This window comes from Swaminathania salitolerans, from assembly GCF_007988945.1.
Taxonomy (GTDB): domain Bacteria; phylum Pseudomonadota; class Alphaproteobacteria; order Acetobacterales; family Acetobacteraceae; genus Swaminathania; species Swaminathania salitolerans.
Genome location: NZ_BJVC01000001.1, coordinates 163,509 through 181,362 on the forward strand (window position 1 = coordinate 163,509; position 17,854 = coordinate 181,362).

General features: G+C 64.0%; 18 protein-coding genes. 16 read left to right on the top strand and 2 right to left on the bottom strand.

Features of this window, described 5'->3' with window-relative positions; genetic code table 11:
* The first annotated feature begins 9 nt into the window (after window positions 1–9).
* From nuoG to SSA02_RS00755, 12 genes are all read left to right on the top strand, one after another.
* The gene (gene nuoG / locus SSA02_RS00700; protein WP_147092019.1) at window positions 10–2,718 is read left to right on the top strand and encodes an NADH-quinone oxidoreductase subunit NuoG; all 2,709 of its coding nucleotides are present in this window, start codon (window positions 10–12) and stop codon (window positions 2,716–2,718) included.
* Window positions 2,715–3,677 (top strand): NADH-quinone oxidoreductase subunit NuoH, encoded by a 963-nt coding sequence (gene nuoH / locus SSA02_RS00705; protein ID WP_371859153.1) that lies wholly within the window; start codon window positions 2,715–2,717, stop codon window positions 3,675–3,677. The genes nuoG and nuoH overlap by 4 nt, the downstream gene beginning before the upstream one ends.
* A 13-nt stretch (window positions 3,678–3,690) precedes the next feature.
* Window positions 3,691–4,203: an NADH-quinone oxidoreductase subunit NuoI gene (nuoI, locus tag SSA02_RS00710; RefSeq protein WP_147092020.1), complete on the top strand. Its 513-nt coding sequence runs from the start codon at window positions 3,691–3,693 to the stop codon at window positions 4,201–4,203.
* 2 nt (window positions 4,204–4,205) lie between these two features.
* Entirely contained in the window at window positions 4,206–4,709 is a 504-nt protein-coding gene (gene nuoJ, locus SSA02_RS00715) for an NADH-quinone oxidoreductase subunit J (RefSeq protein WP_147092021.1), read from the top strand.
* Window position 4,710: 1 nt separating this feature from the next.
* Window positions 4,711–5,022, top strand: a complete 312-nt coding sequence (gene nuoK / locus SSA02_RS00720; protein WP_147092022.1) for an NADH-quinone oxidoreductase subunit NuoK — start codon at window positions 4,711–4,713, stop codon at window positions 5,020–5,022.
* Window positions 5,023–5,026: 4 nt separating this feature from the next.
* Window positions 5,027–6,865 carry an NADH-quinone oxidoreductase subunit L gene (gene nuoL / locus SSA02_RS00725; protein WP_246103535.1) on the top strand — a complete coding sequence of 613 codons (1,839 nt, stop codon included), beginning with the start codon at window positions 5,027–5,029 and terminating at the stop codon, window positions 6,863–6,865.
* A complete protein-coding gene (locus SSA02_RS00730) occupies window positions 6,850–8,358 on the top strand; it encodes a complex I subunit 4 family protein (RefSeq protein ID WP_306345079.1) in 1,509 nt (502 codons plus the stop codon). Before nuoL ends, SSA02_RS00730 begins: the two co-directional genes overlap by 16 nt.
* On the top strand, window positions 8,358–9,806 hold the full coding sequence (locus SSA02_RS00735) for an NADH-quinone oxidoreductase subunit N (RefSeq protein WP_147092024.1): 1,449 nt from the start codon (window positions 8,358–8,360) through the stop codon (window positions 9,804–9,806). The genes SSA02_RS00730 and SSA02_RS00735 overlap by 1 nt, the downstream gene beginning before the upstream one ends.
* A gap of 116 nt (window positions 9,807–9,922) precedes the next feature.
* Window positions 9,923–11,065: a hypothetical protein gene (locus SSA02_RS00740; protein ID WP_186807612.1), complete on the top strand. Its 1,143-nt coding sequence runs from the start codon at window positions 9,923–9,925 to the stop codon at window positions 11,063–11,065.
* On the top strand, window positions 11,062–11,697 hold the full coding sequence (locus SSA02_RS00745; RefSeq protein ID WP_147092026.1) for a precorrin-8X methylmutase: 636 nt from the start codon (window positions 11,062–11,064) through the stop codon (window positions 11,695–11,697). Before SSA02_RS00740 ends, SSA02_RS00745 begins: the two co-directional genes overlap by 4 nt.
* Before the next feature lie 7 nt (window positions 11,698–11,704).
* A complete protein-coding gene (locus tag SSA02_RS00750) occupies window positions 11,705–12,427 on the top strand; it encodes a precorrin-2 C(20)-methyltransferase (RefSeq protein ID WP_147092027.1) in 723 nt (240 codons plus the stop codon).
* Window positions 12,424–13,251 carry a precorrin-3B C(17)-methyltransferase gene (locus SSA02_RS00755; protein ID WP_147092028.1) on the top strand — a complete coding sequence of 276 codons (828 nt, stop codon included), beginning with the start codon at window positions 12,424–12,426 and terminating at the stop codon, window positions 13,249–13,251. The genes SSA02_RS00750 and SSA02_RS00755 overlap by 4 nt, the downstream gene beginning before the upstream one ends.
* On the opposite strand, the gene SSA02_RS00760 is transcribed toward SSA02_RS00755, so the two are convergent.
* Window positions 13,227–13,967, bottom strand: a complete 741-nt coding sequence (locus SSA02_RS00760) for a cobalt-precorrin-6A reductase (protein WP_186807613.1) — start codon at window positions 13,965–13,967, stop codon at window positions 13,227–13,229. The two genes, SSA02_RS00755 and SSA02_RS00760, sit on opposite strands and share 25 nt — an antisense overlap.
* Window positions 13,968–13,970: 3 nt before the next feature.
* Here SSA02_RS00760 and cbiE point away from each other — a divergent pair, with 3 nt between their 5' ends.
* The 3 genes from cbiE to cobM are packed head-to-tail and all read left to right on the top strand — an operon-like array spanning window position 13,971 to window position 16,341.
* Window positions 13,971–15,206, top strand: coding sequence for a precorrin-6y C5,15-methyltransferase (decarboxylating) subunit CbiE (gene cbiE / locus SSA02_RS00765; RefSeq protein WP_246103536.1), 1,236 nt, complete (start codon window positions 13,971–13,973; stop codon window positions 15,204–15,206).
* Complete coding sequence (locus SSA02_RS00770; RefSeq protein WP_147092031.1) at window positions 15,203–15,586, top strand: cobalamin biosynthesis protein; 384 nt, start codon at window positions 15,203–15,205, stop codon at window positions 15,584–15,586. The genes cbiE and SSA02_RS00770 overlap by 4 nt, the downstream gene beginning before the upstream one ends.
* Window positions 15,583–16,341: a precorrin-4 C(11)-methyltransferase gene (gene cobM, locus SSA02_RS00775; RefSeq protein ID WP_147092032.1), complete on the top strand. Its 759-nt coding sequence runs from the start codon at window positions 15,583–15,585 to the stop codon at window positions 16,339–16,341. Before SSA02_RS00770 ends, cobM begins: the two co-directional genes overlap by 4 nt.
* Before the next feature lie 57 nt (window positions 16,342–16,398).
* On the opposite strand, the gene SSA02_RS00780 is transcribed toward cobM, so the two are convergent.
* Window positions 16,399–16,824 carry a helix-turn-helix domain-containing protein gene (locus tag SSA02_RS00780; RefSeq protein WP_147092033.1) on the bottom strand — a complete coding sequence of 142 codons (426 nt, stop codon included), beginning with the start codon at window positions 16,822–16,824 and terminating at the stop codon, window positions 16,399–16,401.
* Between the two features lie 311 nt (window positions 16,825–17,135).
* Here SSA02_RS00780 and SSA02_RS00785 point away from each other — a divergent pair, with 311 nt between their 5' ends.
* Entirely contained in the window at window positions 17,136–17,837 is a 702-nt protein-coding gene (locus SSA02_RS00785) for a pirin family protein (RefSeq protein ID WP_147092034.1), read from the top strand.
* The last annotated feature ends 17 nt before the right edge of the window (window positions 17,838–17,854 follow it).

Below are 17,854 nucleotides of genomic sequence, written 5' to 3' on the forward strand. Positions count from 1 at the left end.
AACGGCCCGATGGCAAAAATCGTAATCGACGGCCGCGAGGTTGAAGCACGTTCAGACGTGAACCTTCTGCAGGCCTGTCTCGAGGCAGGGGAAGACCTGCCCTATTTCTGCTGGCACCCGGAACTCGGGTCTGTCGGTGCATGCCGCCAGTGCGCCGTCAAGCAATATGCCAATGCCGAGGACACGCGCGGCCGTATCGTCATGGCCTGCATGACGCCGGTGACCGAAGGCGCGATCATCTCGGTCGAGGACCCCGAAGCCAAGGAGTTCCGCGGCGAGGTGGTCGAATGGCTGATGACGAACCACCCGCATGACTGCCCGGTCTGTGAGGAAGGTGGTGAATGCCATCTCCAGGACATGACCGTCATGACCGGTCATCGCGAGCGTCGCTATCGCTTCGACAAGCGCACCCACAACAATCAGGATCTCGGTCCTTTCGTGAAGCACGAAATGAACCGCTGCATCGCGTGCTATCGTTGCGTGCGCTTCTATCGCGACTATGCGGGCGGTCAGGATCTGGGCGTGTTTGCCTCGCATAACAACGTCTATTTCGGCCGTCATGAGAGCGGCACGCTGGAGAGCCCCTTCTCCGGTAACCTCATCGAGGTCTGCCCGACCGGCGTGTTCACCGACAAACCGTTCTCGAAGATGTACAGCCGCAAATGGGACATGCGCGGTGCACCGTCTGTCTGCTCAAATTGCGCAACGGGCTGCAACACCATCATCAATGAGCGCGCCGGCAAGGTTCGCCGCACGCTCAACCGCTATAATGATGAGGTAAACCGCTACTTCCTGTGCGATCGCGGTCGTTTCGGTCATGGCTGGGTCAACGCCCCCACGCGTCTGCGTTCGGCCGGTTATGTGATCAATGGCGACATGACGCCGGTACCGGCCCAGGCCGCGCTGGATCATTTCGGCAAGATCGCGGCTTCGGGCAGGCTGGTGGGTATCGGCTCGCCACGCGCTTCGCTGGAATCCAACTACGCCCTGCGCAAGCTCGTCGGTGCCGGGAACTTCTCGACCGGCATGGCCGAGCCGGAGCACAGCCTGGTCAAGCTGGCCGTGTCGCTTCTGGCCGCTGGCCCGGCGCGCATCGCCACCATGCACGAGATGGAACAGGCCGACGGCGCCCTGATCCTGGGTGAGGATGTCTCGGCAACCTCGCCGCGCATGAGTCTCGCTCTGCGCCAGATCAAGCGTACGGCCTTCAACAAGGCTGCCGATCAGGCCCGCGTTCCGCACTGGATGGATGCCTCGGTCCGCACGCTGGGTCAGGACACGATCTCGCCGCTCTTCGTGGTCTCTCCCACGGTGACCGATCTGGACGGTTTCGCGCAGGACGCCATCCGCGCCATGCCGGAAGATGCCGCGCGTCTCGGTTTCGCCATCGCGCACCGCATCGATGCATCGGCTCCCGATGTGGCCGGTCTGAGCGAGGCCGAGGCGGCTTCCGCTTCGCGCATTGCCGAAGGCCTGCTGGCAGCCGAGAAGCCGCTTCTGGTCTCGGGTCTGCAATACGCTTCCGCCGCCCTGCTTCAGGCGACCGCGAATATCGCGTCCGCTCTGGCCGCCAGGGGCAAGACGCCGCTGATCAGCTTCGTCCTGCCGGAAGCCAACTCCATGGGCCTCGCGCTGATGGGCGGGCTCTCGCTCGACGAGATTGCGGCCCAGACTGCCGATGCCACGCTGATCGTCCTCGAGAACGATCTGAGCCGCCGCCTCGATGGTGCGCAGTTCGAGGCGCTGGTGGGCAGCGCGGCCAGTCTGGTCGTGCTCGATCATTCTGTCACCCCGACGGCCATTCGCTCGCAGGTCACGTTCCCTTCGGCAGCCTATTCCGAAACGGATGGCACGCTGGTCAGCGCCGAAGGCCGCGCCCAGCGTTTCCTCCAGGTGGTCTATCCCGACGCGCCGCTCCAGGCGGGCTGGCGCTGGATTGCCGATATGGCGCAGGCGGCCGGCCTCAGCCATGTGCAGCCCTGGGCCAGGCTGGACGATCTGATCGCGGAAATCGCCGCGACGATGCCGGTCTTTGCCCGTATCCCCGAGGCGGCACCGGCTGCGGATTACGAGCTCGAAGGCACGCCGCTGCGCAGCCAGACGCATCGCGTCAGCGGGCGCACGGCCATCCGCGCGAATATCAGCGTGCGTGACATTCCGCCGCCCAGCTCGCCCGACACGCCGCTGCATTCCACCATGGAAGGCTCCTACAGCACCGATATGCCCGGAACGCTCATACCGTTCTATCAGGTGCCGGGCTGGAACTCGGAGCAGTCGCTGAACCGTTTCCAGCAGGAAATCGGCGGAAAGATGCGCGGTGGCGATTGCGGCGTGCGTCTGATCGACGCGGCGGGAGGCTCCGGCACGTTCTCGTCCGGAATACCGGAGGCGTTCCGCGCCCGTGCGGGGCAGGTCATGCTCCTTCCCGAGGCGCGCGTGTTCGGCACCGATGAGATGAGCATGATGGCCCAGCCGATTGCCGATCGTGCCGCCCCTGCCGTGGTGCGTGTCGGCGGCACGGTGGCCGAGGGTGCCCGGGTTCGCCTGTCGCTCGGCGGTGAGATCTTCACGGTCGATGCCGTGTCCGATCCGTCCCTGCCCGAGGGCGTTGCGACCTGCCCGCCCCATATGGTGTCCCGTTCCTGGTCTGTGCCGGAATGGGTCTCGCTTGAAATCACGGCGCCTGCCGAGCGTGTTGGAACGGAGAGCGCGGTATGATGTCGATCATCTGGCCCATTCTTGTGATCGTCGTGACCGTTTTCGGCGTCCTCGGGGTCGCCGCGGTCTCGACCATGCTGGAGCGGCGCCTGCTCGGCGTGTTCCAGGATCGTCCCGGCCCGAACCGGGTCGGCCCGTTCGGCCTGTTCCAGGTCATCGCCGACGCGATGAAGATGCTGTTCAAGCAGGACTGGATTCCGCCTTTCGCCGACAAGCCCGTCTTTCTCATCGCTCCCATCATCGGCTTTCTGGCCGTGCTGCTCTGCTTCGGCGTGGTGCCCATCACCCCGATCTGGAGTGTGGCGGGCAATCTCAATGTCGGACTGCTCTTCATTTTCGGTATGCTGGGCCTTGGCGTCTATTCCGTCGTTCTTGCCGGATGGTCGTCGAACAACAAATACGCCCTGCTCGGCGGCATGCGTGCTGCCGCCCAGATGATCTCCTATGAGGTCTTCATGGGACTTTCCGTCATGGGAGTCGTGATGGCGGCCGGCTCGTTCAGCATCCGCGACATCGTCGATGCGCAGACGAATTGCTGGTTCATCATTCCGCAATTTCTCGGCGCGGTGATCTTCTTTCTGGCGGGCGTGGCCGAAACCCACCGTCTGCCCTTCGATTTCCCCGAAGGCGAAAACGAGATCGGCGCGGGGTTCCACACCGAGTATTCGGGCATGAAGTTCGGCATGTTCTATCTGGCCGAATATGCCGGGGTCGCGCTCAGCTCCGCTCTCGTTACCACGCTTTATCTCGGTGGCTGGCACGGGCCGCTGCTCCCGCCCTTCCTGTGGTTTGCGATCAAGGTCTTCCTGCTGATCTGCTTCTACATCCTGTTGCGCGCAGCCTTGCCCCGTCCCCGTTACGACCAGCTGATGTCTTTCGGCTGGAAGGTTCTTCTGCCGCTATCTTTGCTCAACATTCTGGTCACCGGCGCGGTCGTTCTGCTGCGCGCGGGCGTCTGAGAGGGGACGCGCCATGCTCGGTATCATCCGCACCATATGGATGACGTTCCTGCATATGTTTCATCGCAATGAAACGGTGCAGTATCCGGACGTCAAACCCTATCTGTCGCCCCGTTATCGCGGTCGCATCGTTCTCACCCGGGATCCGGGCGGCGAAGAACGATGCGTTGCCTGCAACCTCTGCGCCGCGGCCTGTCCCGTGGATTGCATCAGCCTCCAGAAGGGAGAGAGGGAGGGGCGCTGGTATCCGGAGTTCTTCCAGATCAACTTCTCGCGCTGCATTTTCTGCGGCTTCTGCGAGGAGGCGTGCCCGACCTATGCCATCCAGCTCACCCCGGATTTCGAGATGAGCGAGTATGTGCGCCAGAACCTGGTCTACGAGAAGGAAGATCTCCTGATCAGCGGGCCGGGCAAGGTCCACGACTACAGCTTCTATAATGTTTCGGGGCTCAAGATCCCGGGCAAGAACAAGGGTGAAGCCGAAAATGAAGCCAAGCCTGTCGATATCCATGCGCTGATGCCCTGATCATGAACATCGTGCTTGAACTCTATGGGTTGATTGCCATCGGCGCGACTGCGTTGGCGATCACCCGCACCATTCCCGTCCACGGCCTGCTCTATCTGGTCGTCTCCCTTCTGGCGCTCGCCTGCATGTTCGACGAGCTCGGCGCACCTTTCGCGGCGATGCTCGAAATCATCGTCTATGCCGGGGCCATCATTGTCCTGTTCGTTTTCGTGGTCATGATGATCAATCTGGGCCAGCCGGACCAGCTGCGCGAAAAAGGCTGGTTTGCAGGCGGCGCCTGGATCGGCCCTGGCGTCATCGCGGCGCTGCTCATGGGGCTGCTCGTCTATGGCACGCAACGCAGCACGATGGCCGTGGGAACCGCCGGAACGCCGATCGGACCCCAGCAGGTCGGGCTCACGCTTTACGGTCCGTATATCCTGACCGTCGAGCTGTCTTCGTTCCTGCTCCTCGCAGGGCTCGTGAGCGCCTATCACATCGGCCGCCGCATCGGAGGGAAATCCTGATATGAATGCTGCCGATCCCAATGGCGCGCTCATCGTCGCCGTCATTCTCTTTTCGCTCGGTGCGCTCGGCGTGCTCGTGCGTCGCAACCTGCTGTTCATGCTGATGTCGACGGAAGTCATGCTGAATGCGGCCTGCCTGGCCTTCATTGCGGCAGGCAATCGCTGGCATCTCGCCGACGGTCAGGTCATGTTCATCATGATCGTCGCGTTCGCGGCTGCGGAATCCGCCGTGGGTCTTGCCATCATCCTGCGTATGCATGCCGCCGGACGTGCCACGCTTGACGCCGATACCGGCAATCGTCTGGGGGGTTAGTCTCGTGGCTACGCTGCTTCCACTTGTCATCGCCTGTCCCCTTTTCGTCTCCATCATCCTGATGCTGACGGGGGGCAAGCTTCCCGCCCGTGCCACCACACTGCTCGTCGGTGCGGGTATGGGTCTTTGCGCCCTCTTCGCCGTCATTTCGGCCTATAGCTTCCTGACCGGTCCCGATTCGCTCGGCGCGCTGCATGTCGTGCTGTGGAACTGGATGCAGGTCGGCAATTTCACGGCCCAGATCGCACTCAGCCTCGATCGCCTCTCTCTGGTGATGATGCTGGTCGTTTCCTGCGTGGGCTTCCTGATCCTGGTCTATGCCTGCGCCTATATGTATGACGACCCGGACATCGCGCGCTTCTTTGCCTACATGACCCTGTTCGTCGCCTCCATGCTCCTGCTGGTTCTGGCGTCGGATCTGCTTGCGGTCTTCGTCGGCTGGGAAGGCGTCGGTCTGTGCTCTTACCTGCTTATCGGTTTCTGGTATGGCGAGCAGGCCAATGCCGTCGCGGCACGCAAGGCCTTCGTGGTTACGCGCGTCGGCGATGCGCTCTTCCTGCTCGGCATGCTCCTGATGGCCACGGCCGTGGGATCGCTCGATATTCCGACCCTGCTCGCAGTCGGGCCGCATGCGCCTTCCACAACCCTGACCCTGGGCATGTTCCTTCTGCTTGGCGGCGCCATGGCAAAATCGGCACAGGTGCCTCTCCAGACCTGGCTGCCTGACGCCATGGCGGGTCCGACACCGGTTTCGGCCCTCATCCACGCGGCCACCATGGTCACGGCGGGCGTCTATCTGCTGGCGCGCCTGCACGGCCTGTTCGTGCTGACGCCTGCCGCGATGCTCGCCTGCGCCGTCGTCGGTTTCGTCACCATCCTCCTCGCTGCGGGAAGCGCCCTGGTCCAGACCGATATCAAGCGTATCCTGGCCTATTCCACCATGAGTCAGCTCGGATACATGTATCTGGCGCTCGGATGCGGCGCGTGGCACGCCGCCATGTTCCACCTCGTGACCCATGCGTTCTTCAAGGCACTGCTCTTCATGGCGGCGGGTTCGATCATCCTGCGCGTCCATCACGAGCAGGACATCTTCAAGATGGGTGGTCTGCGCAAGGACATGCCCTGGGTCTTCACGGCGTTCCTGATCGGCTCGGCCGCTCTTGCGGGTCTTCCGCTGATCACGGCGGGCTATTTCTCCAAGGAACTCATTCTTGGCAGCGCCTATGAGGTGAGCCCGATCTTCTGGGCGGGTGCCCTGTTCGGTGCGTTCCTGACCTCGATCTATATCTTCCGCTGCGTCTTCATCGTGTTCTGGGGCGGTCATCGCACCCATGCGCATGGCCGCTCCGGCATGGCCATGGCATTGCCCATGGCCATTCTCTCGGTGCTGGCCATCGCGGGAGGTTGGATGGAGATGCCGGATGCGATCGCCAATGTGCACATCTTCTCCAACCTGCTTTCTCCCGTTCTCGGGGCACTGCCCCAGGAACACGGGACCAGTCTGCTGATCGTCGGTTCTCTCGTTCCGATCGCAGGTGTCACCATCGCCTGGACGCTCTGGCGTCCGCGCGACGTGGCACCGACTCCGGCCGAGAGCCCCGCAATCGCCACCCTGCGTGCGGATTGGGGTTTCGATACGCTGTATGACCGGATCTTCGTGCGGCCGTTCATGGTGCTCGCTCATCTGAACCGTCGTGATTTCATCGATCGTTTCTATGATCTGATCGCCGCCCTGACCCAGGGCAGCGGCCAGGCCATCGCCCGTCTGCAGAGCGGCCAGGTGCGTCGCTATGCCGGCTGGATTGCGGCAGGAACGGTTGCAGCTCTTTGTCTGGCGGTATGATGATGTTTGCGCTTCCCGCTCTCGTTCTTATTCCCTTTCTCGGGGGATTCGCCGCCTGGATCGCAGGTCTGCGCGGCGCCACACGTCCTGCATGGGCTGTGTCACTCGTCACCCTGATCCTGATGCTTCTGGTTCTGGTCAATGTGACGCTGGCCTCTCTTTCGGCCGGCACGGGGGGATGGTTCGCCCATTTCTCCATGCCCTGGATCCCGCTGCTCGGAATCAATTTGCGTTTCGATCTCGATGGTCTCGGGCTCGTCATGCTCTGGCTCAATGCGCTGATCTCCTTTCCCTGTGCGCTGCTCAGCGCGCGCAATGTCAGCGAGCGGGCCGGTCTGTTCCATTTCCTCCTCCTGTCGACGATCGCCGGGATCAACGGCGTCTTCATGGCGACCGATCTTTTCCTGTTCTTCTTCTTCTGGGAGCTGATGCTTCTGCCGCTGTTCGGAATCATCCTGATCTGGGGCGATGCAGGGCGTCAGCGCGCGGTTCTGAAGTTCTTCCTGTTCACGCAGGGAAGCGGCCTGCTCATGCTGCTCGCCATTCTCGGTCTGGTCATCGTCAATGCGCAGCGTACGAGCGTGATCACGTTCGACTATTTCCTGCTCTCGCAGACCGCGATGATCACCCCTGTCGCTGGCGTGCTGATGCTGGGCTTCTTCCTCGCCTTCGCGGTCAAGCTGCCCATGGTTCCGTTCCATGCCTGGCTGCCTGACACCTATGCCGCCTCTCCTGCGGCAGCGAGCATCCTTCTTTCGGGTGTTCTGGCCAAGACCGGCGGATACGGCATGATCCGTTTCGTCGTCATGCTGTTCCCCGGACCGGCCGCGCATCTCGCCCCTGTCGCCATGACCCTCGGCGTGGTCGGGATTCTCTATTGCGCCTGGCTTGCGGTCGCCCAGAGCGATATCAAGCGGCTGATCGCCTATTCCTCGATCAGCCATCTCGGCTTCATTCTGCTCGGGGTCTTCTCCGGCACCCGGATCGGCATGGAAGGCGCCATCGCCCAGATGGTCGCGCACGGATTGAGCACGGGTGCGCTGTTCGTGATCGCGGGTCTTCTGGAGGATCGTCTCGGCACGCGCGATATGGCGAAGATGGGAGGCCTCTGGCCCGCCATGCCGCAATTCTCGGCCTTTGCCATGTTCTTCGCTGCGGCCTCTCTCGGCCTTCCCGGTCTCGGCAATTTCGTCGGTGAATTCCTCGTCCTTATGGGGACCTGGCAGGTGAGCCATACCATGACATTCTTCGCCGCGGCGGGGCTGGTTCTGTCCTCGGTCTATTCGCTCACCATGATGCTGCGTGTGTTCTTCGGTCCCCGGCGCAGCGAGGCGTCGTCGCCGCTCGGCGCCCTGTCCGTGCCGCATGTCGCCGTTCTCGGTGTGGCAGCCCTTCTACTCCTCGCGCTGGGCGTTTATCCGCAGCCGGTTCTGAATCTCTCGGTCCCGGCAAGCCCCCATAGTGTGAGCTATGCTCAGGAGCAGGCCCAGTAATGTCTTTCTCGTTCCTTCCCAATGCCGTGCTGGTGTTGTGCCTTGGAAGCCTGGTGCAGCTCGCAGCCATTTCGTGGCGGCGTCATGTCGCGCGCGATGCGGTGCTCTGTGTGATCGTCCTGCTGGCGTCGCTTGCATCCATCATGCTCCCGACGTTTCTGATCATGACCGGATCGCTGCCCCTGTTTTCCTCGGATAGCTGGGGATCCTATGCCGGGGCGCTGATCATTCTCTCGGTCATTGCCATCGTCCTGATGTCGCGCCACGGCGCGATCAGTGCCGATCCGAGCGTCAACAGCGAGTATTTCATCCTTCTGACCCTCGCCACGCTCGGCGGTGTGGCGATGACCTGCGCCGTGAACGTCATCTCGTTCTTTCTCGGCCTCGAGACACTCAGCCTCTCTCTCCTCGGTCTGATCGCCTTCAGGAACGAGCGTCTGGATGCCGGTGAAGCCGCGATGAAATATCTGCTGCTTTCGGGTGTCGCCTCGGCCACGCTGATCTTCGGTTTCGCCCTCATCTTCGCGGAGACGGGATCCCTGCGTTTTGCGATGCCCGATCTGTCGCATCTGCCCGAGCCGATGATCGGCACGATGGGTGTCATCCTCGTTCTGACGGGCATGTTCTTCAAGCTTTCGGCGGTGCCGTTCCATCTCTGGCTGGCCGATGTGCTCGAGGGGACGACCATTCCGGTCGCGTCTCTGGTTGCGGTCACGTCCAAGATCGCGCTTTTCGCGGCCATGCTGCGTTATTTCTCGAGCGTCAATCTGGGCGTTCCCAGCGCACAGGTGAACGAGATCCTGATCGTGGCCGTCCTCAGCATGCTGGGCGGAAATCTCATGGCGGTGGTCCAGACCGATCTGCGTCGTCTGCTGGCCGGTTCCTCCATCGCGCATGTCGGTTATCTTCTGGTCGCCTTCCTTTCCCCCCAGCCTTTCGGTGTCGCCTCCGCTGCTTTCTATCTCGCGGCCTATGCGATCTCGACGCTGGGTGTATTCGCGATCATGAACGGGGTTCTGCCCCAGGGGCGCGACATCCGCGAATGGCACGGGTTGTTCCGCCGCAAGCCCGCTGCGGCTCTGGCGATGTCCATCATGCTGATCTCGCTCGCGGGTATTCCGCCCGCAGTCGGATTCTTCGCGAAGTTCTATATCGTGGCCGCAGGCGTATCGGCGCATCAGATCCTGCTTCTGTTCGTCCTTATCCTCAGCAGCACGATCGGACTTTTCTACTATCTGCGTCTGATCCTCATCATGCTGACCCCCGCTCCCGAGGGATATGTCTCGCGGGCCGAGCTTTCGATGCCGACGCCCGCCAATGCCACGCTCATCGCCGTTCTGGCCTGTGCGACCCTCGTGCTCGGCATCGTTCCGGGCGCTCTGGTCGATCGCAGCCAGGGAATCGTGGTGACGCCCGTGCCCATTCCGGTTCACAGCACCATTCCCTGATGCGGCTTCGCTCCCTCCCGAAAAGGGGGGGGCAAGACGTCTTCCGGAAGCTGCCCGTTTCACGACGGGCAGCTTTTTTCATGCCTTGCGCATCGCTTGGCGCTATCACAGGCGGCATGAGCGAATTTTCCCGCAAGAAGGGCTGGTGTCCCGGCCTGCATGCGCCGATGCAAAGTCACGATGGCTGGATCGTCCGCATCACGCCCGACGTGACAGGCCTCACGCCTGCACAGATGACGTTTCTCGCCGAGTTCGCGCTCATGGAAGGAAACGGGCAGATCACCCTGACCCAGAGGGGAAATATCCAGCTCCGTGGGCTCGGCATGGAAGCGGCCGGAAGTTTCGCCGCCCTTGCTGCCGCGCAGGGCCTCGGACGGGCGAACCCGCTCGAGGAAGCCAGAAGACGCATAGTTTTCGCATCCCCTCTGGCGGGCCTCGATCCGGCTTGTGCCCCGGAGACGATGGCGCTGTTCCGAAGGCTGGAGCAGATCCTGACAGACCCCGCCTGTCGCTGGGTCTTTCCGGAAAAATTCTCTGTCTGCGTCGATGGCGGGGGATACGTTCCCGTGGGTACGCTGCGCGCGGATATCGCAATTCAGGCAGGAAGTGCGGGGTGGTCGATCCGACATGGCGTGCAGCGGACGGAGATTCCGGGCGGCCGGGGCGCGATAGACGATGTCTGCAATGCGGTCCAGGACTTGCTGGCGTGGCACGACGCGCATCGCGATGCCCCGAGGACCCTTCACGCCGCCCCGGATCGCGGCAGCGTGTCCCCTCTGCTTCTGGGGGCGTTTCTTCCCGGTCTGTACGGAGGGGTCGCGGTCATGGGGGTGCTCGAGGCGGAAACCCTGCACGATCTCGGCAGGCAGGGCGTAGCGGCTCGGGTGACGCCATGGAGGGGCCTCGTTCTCGAACGCGATATCGCCCTGCGACACATGATCGTCGCGCAGGACGATCCGCGGCTCGGTCTGCGCGCCTGTCCCGGGCTCGGCGCCTGTTCACAGGCCGAGGCCGCGAGCTACGAGACGGCGCGCGCGCTCGCTCCTTATCTGGGAGGGCGTACCCTGCATGTCTCCGGTTGCGCCAAGAGCTGTGCGGAACGCGGTCGGAGCGACATCACGCTGGTCGGGCGCAGGGGAGGGTACGACCTTATTCTCGATGGCGATGCGGCAACTCCGCCCCTCGAGACTGGTCTTGCGTGCGAGGACGTGCGAATGCGTCTGCTCAGGACAGACAGGAAGGAACCGCAACCCTCATGACGACGGGCGCGTACGATTACATCCGCGACGGAGCAGCGATCTATGCCCGTTCCTTCGCGATCATCCGGGAAGAGGCCGATCTTTCCGGTCTGACGCCGGAGCAGGCGCGGGTCGCGGTCCGGATCATCCATGCCTGCGGTATGGTCGAGATCGTGCGTCATCTCGCCTTCGCCCCGGATTTCGTGCGTGTCGCAGAGCGCGCGCTGAAAGCGGGCGCGCCTATTCTGTGCGATTCCGAGATGGTGGCGCATGGCATCACGCGCGCGCGGCTCCCGGCCGAAAACCCCGTTCTGTGCACCTTGCGCGACATGCGTACGCCAGAGCTCGCGCGCTTCATCGGCAATACGCGCTCGGCAGCGGCGGTGGATCTGTGGGGCAGCGACGTCGAGAATGCGCTGGTCGTGATCGGCAATGCCCCGACGGCCCTGTTTCGTCTGCTCGAGCTGATTCGCCAGGGGGGAAAGCGTCCGGCAGCCATTATCGGCATGCCGGTCGGATTCGTCGGTGCCATGGAGTCCAAGGACGCTCTGGCGGCCTTCGGCGAGATCCCGTGGGCCATCGTCAGGGGGCGGCTGGGCGGAAGCGCCATGGCGGCCGCCTGCGTCAACGCGCTGGCCAGCCACGCGGAATGACAACACGATGACGGGACTTTGCCAGATCGTCGGTATGGGGCCGGGCGATCCGGAATTGCTGACCCTCAAGGCCGTGCGCTGCCTCGCCGAGGCCGATGTCGTCGCCTGGTTCGCCGCAAGGGGAAAACCGGGACATGCGCGTGTGATCGCTGGCGATCACGTGACCAGCGCCGCCCGGACATTGCGCTTCGACTATCCCTATACCACCGGCGTTTCTGTCGACGATCCCGCCTATCTCGAGGGAATGGGGCGTTTTTACGATGACTGTGCCGCGCAGCTTTCGGAGGCGCTCGCGCTGGGGAGGCGGGTGGTGGTGCTGTGCGAGGGAGATCCGTTTCTCTACGGCTCGGCCATGTATCTTTTCGATCGGCTCTCACCGCATCACCGCTGCGAGGTCGTTCCGGGAATCACGGGGATGAGCGGATGCTGGTCGGCTGCCTGCCTTCCGATGGTGCATGGCGACGACATATTGAGCGTTCTGCCCGCGACCCTGGACGGGGACCGGCTGGCGGCGTGTCTGGCGCAGGGCGATGCGCATGTCATCATGAAGATCGGACGCAATCTGCCCAAGGTGCGCGATGCGCTGCGCCGGGCAGGGCGCGAGGCGCAGGCAATCTATGTCGAGCGGGGCACCCAGCCCGAGCAGCTCTGTCTTGCGATGGAGCGTGCGCCCGACCGGGCGCCCTATTTCTCGATGATTCTCGTTCCCGGTCGCAGGCGTCCGCGATGACGCCCGTTCTGTATGTCGTGGGTCTCGGCCCGGGGAATAGCGAACAGGTCACGGCTGAGGCCCGCAGGGCTCTGGCCGGGGCGACCGATCTTCTGGGTTATTTTCCCTATGTCGCGCGCGCAGCGGCGCTGATCGAAGCGGGGCCGGGCCGTTCGGCTCCAGACGAGTCGTGCCCGCGTGGCCCCAACGCGCAAGGTTACGTCCCGCACGCCCCCGTCAGGCATGGCAGCGACAATCGCGAAGAGCTCGATCGGGCACGCCACGCCCTGACTCTCGCGCTCGAAGGGCGCCTTCCCGTTGTGGTGTCCGGTGGCGATGCGGGGGTCTTCGGCATGGCGAGCGCCATTTTCGAAGCCATCGACACGGGCGATCCGCACTGGAAGACGATCGATGTCAGGGTCATCCCCGGGATCAGCGCGGTTCTGGCGGCCTCCGCCCGGCTCGGCGCACCGCTGGGAGGCGATTTCTGCGTGCTTTCCCTGTCGGATAATCTCAAGCCGTGGCCGGTCGTCGCGCGTCGTCTGGGCCTCGCTGCCGAGGCCGGGCTGGTCATAGCCCTGTACAATCCCCGATCGAAATCCCGACCTGACCAGCTCGACCGGGCTTTCGCGCTTCTGCGTGACATTCTCCCACCCGACACCCTGATCGTTTTCGCCCGCGCCATCGGCCGCGAAGACGAACGGGTGCTGTCCACGACGCTGGCGCAGGCGCGTGGCGAAATGGCGGATATGAGCACGCTGGTCATGATCGGCTGTGCGCAGACACGCGAGATCGTCCGCCCGGGGCAGGAAAGCCGGATCTATACCGCGCGCAGCGTATCCTGAATCCAGATCAGCGCGTCCCCGATCGTATGACATTCCTGCGCCGGAGGGAGGGGCGGCCTGTCGATCATGATCACGTCGATCCCGAGATCGCGCGCCGCTTCGAGCTTGGCCGAAACCGCCATGCCTCCGGCATTCTTTGTCACGAGACAATCGATGCGTTCGTCGCGAAACAGGGCACGTTCGCTTTCGGGTGAGAAAGGGCCCCGCGCCTGAAGGATCCGGATATGCGGGGGCAGGAGGGTATCGGGGGAGACGATGCAGCGCAGGAGATACGCGTGAGGAGTGTCCAGAAACGGCGCTGTCTCCTTGCGTCCCGTGCTCAGAAAAACGCGTCGCGGCCGCGATCCGAGCGCGTCGGGGACCGCGGCTATCTCCGGCACATGGTGCCAGTTCCGCCCGGGCGGATCGGGCCAGGGCGGCCGCACCATGCGCAGCAATGGGCAAGAGGCCAGCCGGGCCGCCGCGACGGCATTGCCGCTCATGCGTGCGGCGAATGGATGGGTCGCGTCGATCACGGCATGAATGGCCTGCGCCTCGAGAAAAGCGCGCAATCCGTCCGCACCGCCGAAACCGCCGGTCCGCACGGTGGCGCCGGGCGGGTGCAATGCGGGCGTGACGCCTGCGAACGAAAATGTGATATGGATATCGGGAATATTCGCCAGAGCGTTGCACAGGAGTCGCGCTTCGGGCGTCCCTCCGAGAATCAGGATGTTCATCGCGTGACTGCTTCCCCTCATCCGCACGGAACCGGCTCCTGGCTGACGGTGATCGGCCTGGGCGAGGACGGGTTTGAGGCCCTTTCCGCCTCCGCGCAACGGGCAATCGAGACGGCCGAAATCCTCATGGGAGGGCAGCGGCACCTTGCCCTCGTGGAAGGGCATGGCTCCGCGCAGCGAGTCTGCTGGCCCAGACCGTTCTCGGAAGGAGTCGGGCAGATCGCTTCCTGGTGCGGGCGTCGGGTCGTCGTGCTGGCGTCGGGAGATCCTTTCTGCTTCGGAGCGGGAAGCGTATTGCGCGAGGCCTTCGGCGCCGCGGCCTTGCGCGTCATTCCTGCGCCATCGGCGCTTACGCTTGCCTGCGCGCGTCTCGGATGGTCTGCGCAGGATGTCACGCTCGCGTCCCTGTGCGGTCGCCCGATAGCCCGTCTGCGCCCCCTGCTTCAGCCACGCGCCCGCCTGCTGGTTCTCTCTGCCGATGAAACCACCCCGGCCCGTCTCTGCGCCTGGCTCTGCGAACAGCGCTGCGGGGCATCCCGCATTCATGTTCTGGAGGCTCTCGGAGGGGCGCGGGAACGTATCCGCGTCACGCGCGCCGATGAGGGCGTATCCGGGGAGTGCGACCGGCTGAACATGGTTGCCGTCCAAATCGTGCCGGATCCGGATGCCGCTCTTGTCCCGCTCTCGGCCGGTCTGCCCGATCACTATTTCGAGCATGACGGCCAGATGACGAAGCGCGAGATGAGAGCGGTCACGCTCTCGAGCCTTGCGCCCCGCGCGGGCGAAATGCTCTGGGATCTCGGCGCGGGGTCCGGCTCGATCGCGATCGAGTGGATGTTGCGTCACCCTGCCAACGCTGCCTGTGCCGTCGAACGCGACCCGGAGCGCGTGGCCCGTATTCTCCGCAATGCCGAGGCTCTGGGGGTGCCCGAGCTCCACGTGGAACACAGGACCCTGCCTTGCGCGCTGGACGATCTGCCCCGACCGGATGCCGTCTTCGTCGGTGGCGGCGTTGCGACCCCGGCTCTGCTCGATCTGGGGTGGAGCGCCCTGTCGCCCGGCGGGAGACTTGTCGCCAATGCGGTGACGATGGAAGGAGAGCAGCGTCTTTTCGAGGCTTTTCAAGCCTGGGGCGGTGCGCTATCGCGCATCGCCATGGAGCGACTGGGACCCATAGGTGACGTATCGGCATTCAGACCGGCAATGACTGTAACGCAATATCGGGTCGTCAAACCATGATCGTCGGCGGACTCGGATGTCGGCTCGAAGCCTCGCCCGAAGCCATGGTCGAGGTCGTCAAGCAGGCCATTGCGACATGGGGGCTCCCCCATTGTTTTGCCGTTCCGCCCTTTCGTGCGCGTCACGCGGCGGTTCAGGCCGTCGCGCAGTTCTTTTCCCTCCCTGTGCGGACCGTGGATCTCCTGGCTCTGGCCTCGGCCCAGCCGCGCTGCCTCACGCATTCGGAGCGGGCGCGGATCACGATGGGGTTCGGCTCCATCGCAGAAGGATGCGCCCTCGCGGCGCTCGGTCCGCAGGGGCGCCTTCTGGGTGCCCGGCTCGCGGGCGAGGGGGTGACCTGCGCCTTTGCCACGCGCGCGGGGCGGGTGTTCTCGCGATGACGGTGCATTTCATAGGGGCGGGTCCCGGCGCGCCCGATCTGATGACCTTGCGGGGGCGCGATCTTCTCGCGACCTGCCCGGTCTGTCTCTATGCGGGGTCGATCGTGCCGCCGGACGTTCTGTCGTTTTGCGGCGAGGGAACCCGGCTGGTCGATACGGCGCCGCTCTGTCTGGACGAAATCGAGGCACTCATGGTGGAGGCGCATGCACAGGGCGCGGATGTCGCCCGGCTGCATTCGGGCGATCTCTCCCTGTACAGCGCCGTTGCGGAACAGATCAGGCGGCTGGAAGCGCGTGGCATTCCCTATAGCCTGACCCCTGGCGTGCCTGCCTATGCCGCTGCTGCCGCGCGGATCGGACGGGAGCTGACGGTTCCCGGTCTCGCCCAGAGCATCGTGCTGACCCGTCTCTCCGGACGTGCCTCTCCGATGCCGGAGAAGGAAACGCTCGAGGCGTTCGCTGCGACCGGGGCGACACTCGCCTTGCATCTGGCCATACACAGGCTCGACGAGCTCGTAGAGCGGCTCGTCCCGTTTTATGGCGTATCCTGCCCTGTCGTGATCGCTGCACGTGTCAGCTGGCCGGACGAACTGATCGTCCGAAGCACGCTGGGCGCGGTAAGCGCAGATATGGCGGGGGAAGGCGTGACCCGCACGGCGCTCGTTCTCGTCGGGCCGGCCCTGGATACGGAGGCGTTTCGCGAGAGTGCCCTGTACGATGCGGGATATCAGAGGCAGTTTCGTACGCGGTCCTGAGTGGAGCGCATGGCGTCGGCCCGATAGGGGGCAAAACGCGCTGCGGGGTGGCCGCTTTCAGCTCGCCGCATGCCTCGAGCCCGTTGCGCGTGCAGGCGTCGCGCTGCGCTCGGTGCGTGTATTGGACTGTTTATGCACCTGACGTTCCATCCATTTCTGCGCAGTCAGCTTGTATTCGGGTTTCAGCGCCCGGTAGAGCTGGATGAGATCGTTCTCGTCGGGCGAGAGGATCGCCGGAATGTCTTCCTCGATCATGCCGGTCAGGAAGGCCTCGGTCGAGACACCGAAGAGGTCGGCCAGTTTCGGGATATATTTGCGCAGGCTGCCGACGCGTCCGGTTTCCCAGAAGGCGACGGCCGAACGCGAGACCCCGAGGGCATCGGCCAGTTGCTGCTGGCTCATGCCCTGGCTTTTGCGGAGCATGGCGATGCGACGCGTGAGGGCGGTGCTGGGCGAAAGGCCTCCCGGGGTGGTGACGGACATGTTTCTCGGGTCTCTGGACTGTCACGGAAAACGGGCGAATAAGTATTCACCCTAGCAAGTCTGCGCCGCAATTTCCAGAACCTGCTTCGAAAACCGGATTCCGGCAAGAAATCAGCCCCCCGGAACCGCTCCCCCGGTATTCCGCAGGCTGTTTCCCGCCGGTCGCGTTTCGCCCGTGGCTTTCCTGCCCGCAATGTTCCGGACGAAGGCTGTCAGCGGCGCGGAGGCGCCGGGCAAGCCCTGTACGAAGCCGGATCCGCATCCCATATGCGAAGGGACCCGGACACATCCGACGAAAAAGGACTTCCCCGATGATCGAACCAAGGCCTCTCGCTTCGCTGGGTCGTGCAGATCTCGGCTGGCTGCGCGCCACCTATCATTTTTCCTTTGCAGAGTATCGCGCGCCCGAGAGGATGGGCTGGGGGGCGCTGCGCGTCTGGAATGATGACGAAATCGCGCCGGATGCCGGTTTTCCGGCCCATCCGCATCGCGACATGGAGATCATCACCTATGTTCGCCGGGGCGCCATCACCCATCGCGACTCTCTGGGCAATGAGGGGCGCACCGGTGCCGGGCAGGTTCAGGTGATGTCCGCCGGGAGCGGCATCATCCATAGCGAGCTCAATCTGGAGCGCGAGCCCACGACATTGTTCCAGATATGGATCCTGCCCGACCGGCGCGGCCATGCGCCCTCATGGGGGAGCCGTCCGTTTCCGGTTCGGGCGCGGGAAGGCCGGCTCGTCACTCTGGCATCGGGCATGGAGGAAGAGGAAGACGCGCTGCCCATCAATGCCCGTGCCAGGGTTCGGGCGACGACATTGCAGCAGGGGCAGTCGGTTGCGTGGGCGTTTTCCCCCGGGTGGAGCGGCTATGCCGTTCTTGCCTCGGGTCGTGCCAGTTTCGGACCCTTCGCGCTCGAGGCAAGAGACGGCGTCGCGGTGCGCGACGAAGCCTCTGTGACCGTCCATGCCCTGGCAGATGCGGAGATCGTTTTCGTCGAAACCGCTCCCTGAGCGGTCGCCGATCCGGA

Bases quoted from the DNA above. Each gene is read 5' to 3' on its own strand.
- nuoG (WP_147092019.1), top strand. From the start codon at position 10: ATGGCAAAAATCGTAATCGACGGCCGCGAGGTTGAAGCACGTTCAGAC.
- nuoH (WP_371859153.1), top strand. From the start codon at position 2,715: ATGATGTCGATCATCTGGCCCATTCTTGTGATCGTCGTGACCGTTTTC.
- nuoI (WP_147092020.1), top strand. From the start codon at position 3,691: ATGCTCGGTATCATCCGCACCATATGGATGACGTTCCTGCATATGTTT.
- nuoJ (WP_147092021.1), top strand. From the start codon at position 4,206: ATGAACATCGTGCTTGAACTCTATGGGTTGATTGCCATCGGCGCGACT.
- nuoK (WP_147092022.1), top strand. From the start codon at position 4,711: ATGAATGCTGCCGATCCCAATGGCGCGCTCATCGTCGCCGTCATTCTC.
- SSA02_RS00735 (WP_147092024.1), top strand. From the start codon at position 8,358: ATGTCTTTCTCGTTCCTTCCCAATGCCGTGCTGGTGTTGTGCCTTGGA.
- SSA02_RS00740 (WP_186807612.1), top strand. From the start codon at position 9,923: ATGAGCGAATTTTCCCGCAAGAAGGGCTGGTGTCCCGGCCTGCATGCG.
- SSA02_RS00745 (WP_147092026.1), top strand. From the start codon at position 11,062: ATGACGACGGGCGCGTACGATTACATCCGCGACGGAGCAGCGATCTAT.
- SSA02_RS00750 (WP_147092027.1), top strand. From the start codon at position 11,705: ATGACGGGACTTTGCCAGATCGTCGGTATGGGGCCGGGCGATCCGGAA.
- SSA02_RS00755 (WP_147092028.1), top strand. From the start codon at position 12,424: ATGACGCCCGTTCTGTATGTCGTGGGTCTCGGCCCGGGGAATAGCGAA.
- SSA02_RS00760 (WP_186807613.1), bottom strand. From the start codon at position 13,967: ATGAACATCCTGATTCTCGGAGGGACGCCCGAAGCGCGACTCCTGTGC.
- SSA02_RS00770 (WP_147092031.1), top strand. From the start codon at position 15,203: ATGATCGTCGGCGGACTCGGATGTCGGCTCGAAGCCTCGCCCGAAGCC.
- cobM (WP_147092032.1), top strand. From the start codon at position 15,583: ATGACGGTGCATTTCATAGGGGCGGGTCCCGGCGCGCCCGATCTGATG.
- SSA02_RS00780 (WP_147092033.1), bottom strand. From the start codon at position 16,824: ATGTCCGTCACCACCCCGGGAGGCCTTTCGCCCAGCACCGCCCTCACG.
- SSA02_RS00785 (WP_147092034.1), top strand. From the start codon at position 17,136: ATGATCGAACCAAGGCCTCTCGCTTCGCTGGGTCGTGCAGATCTCGGC.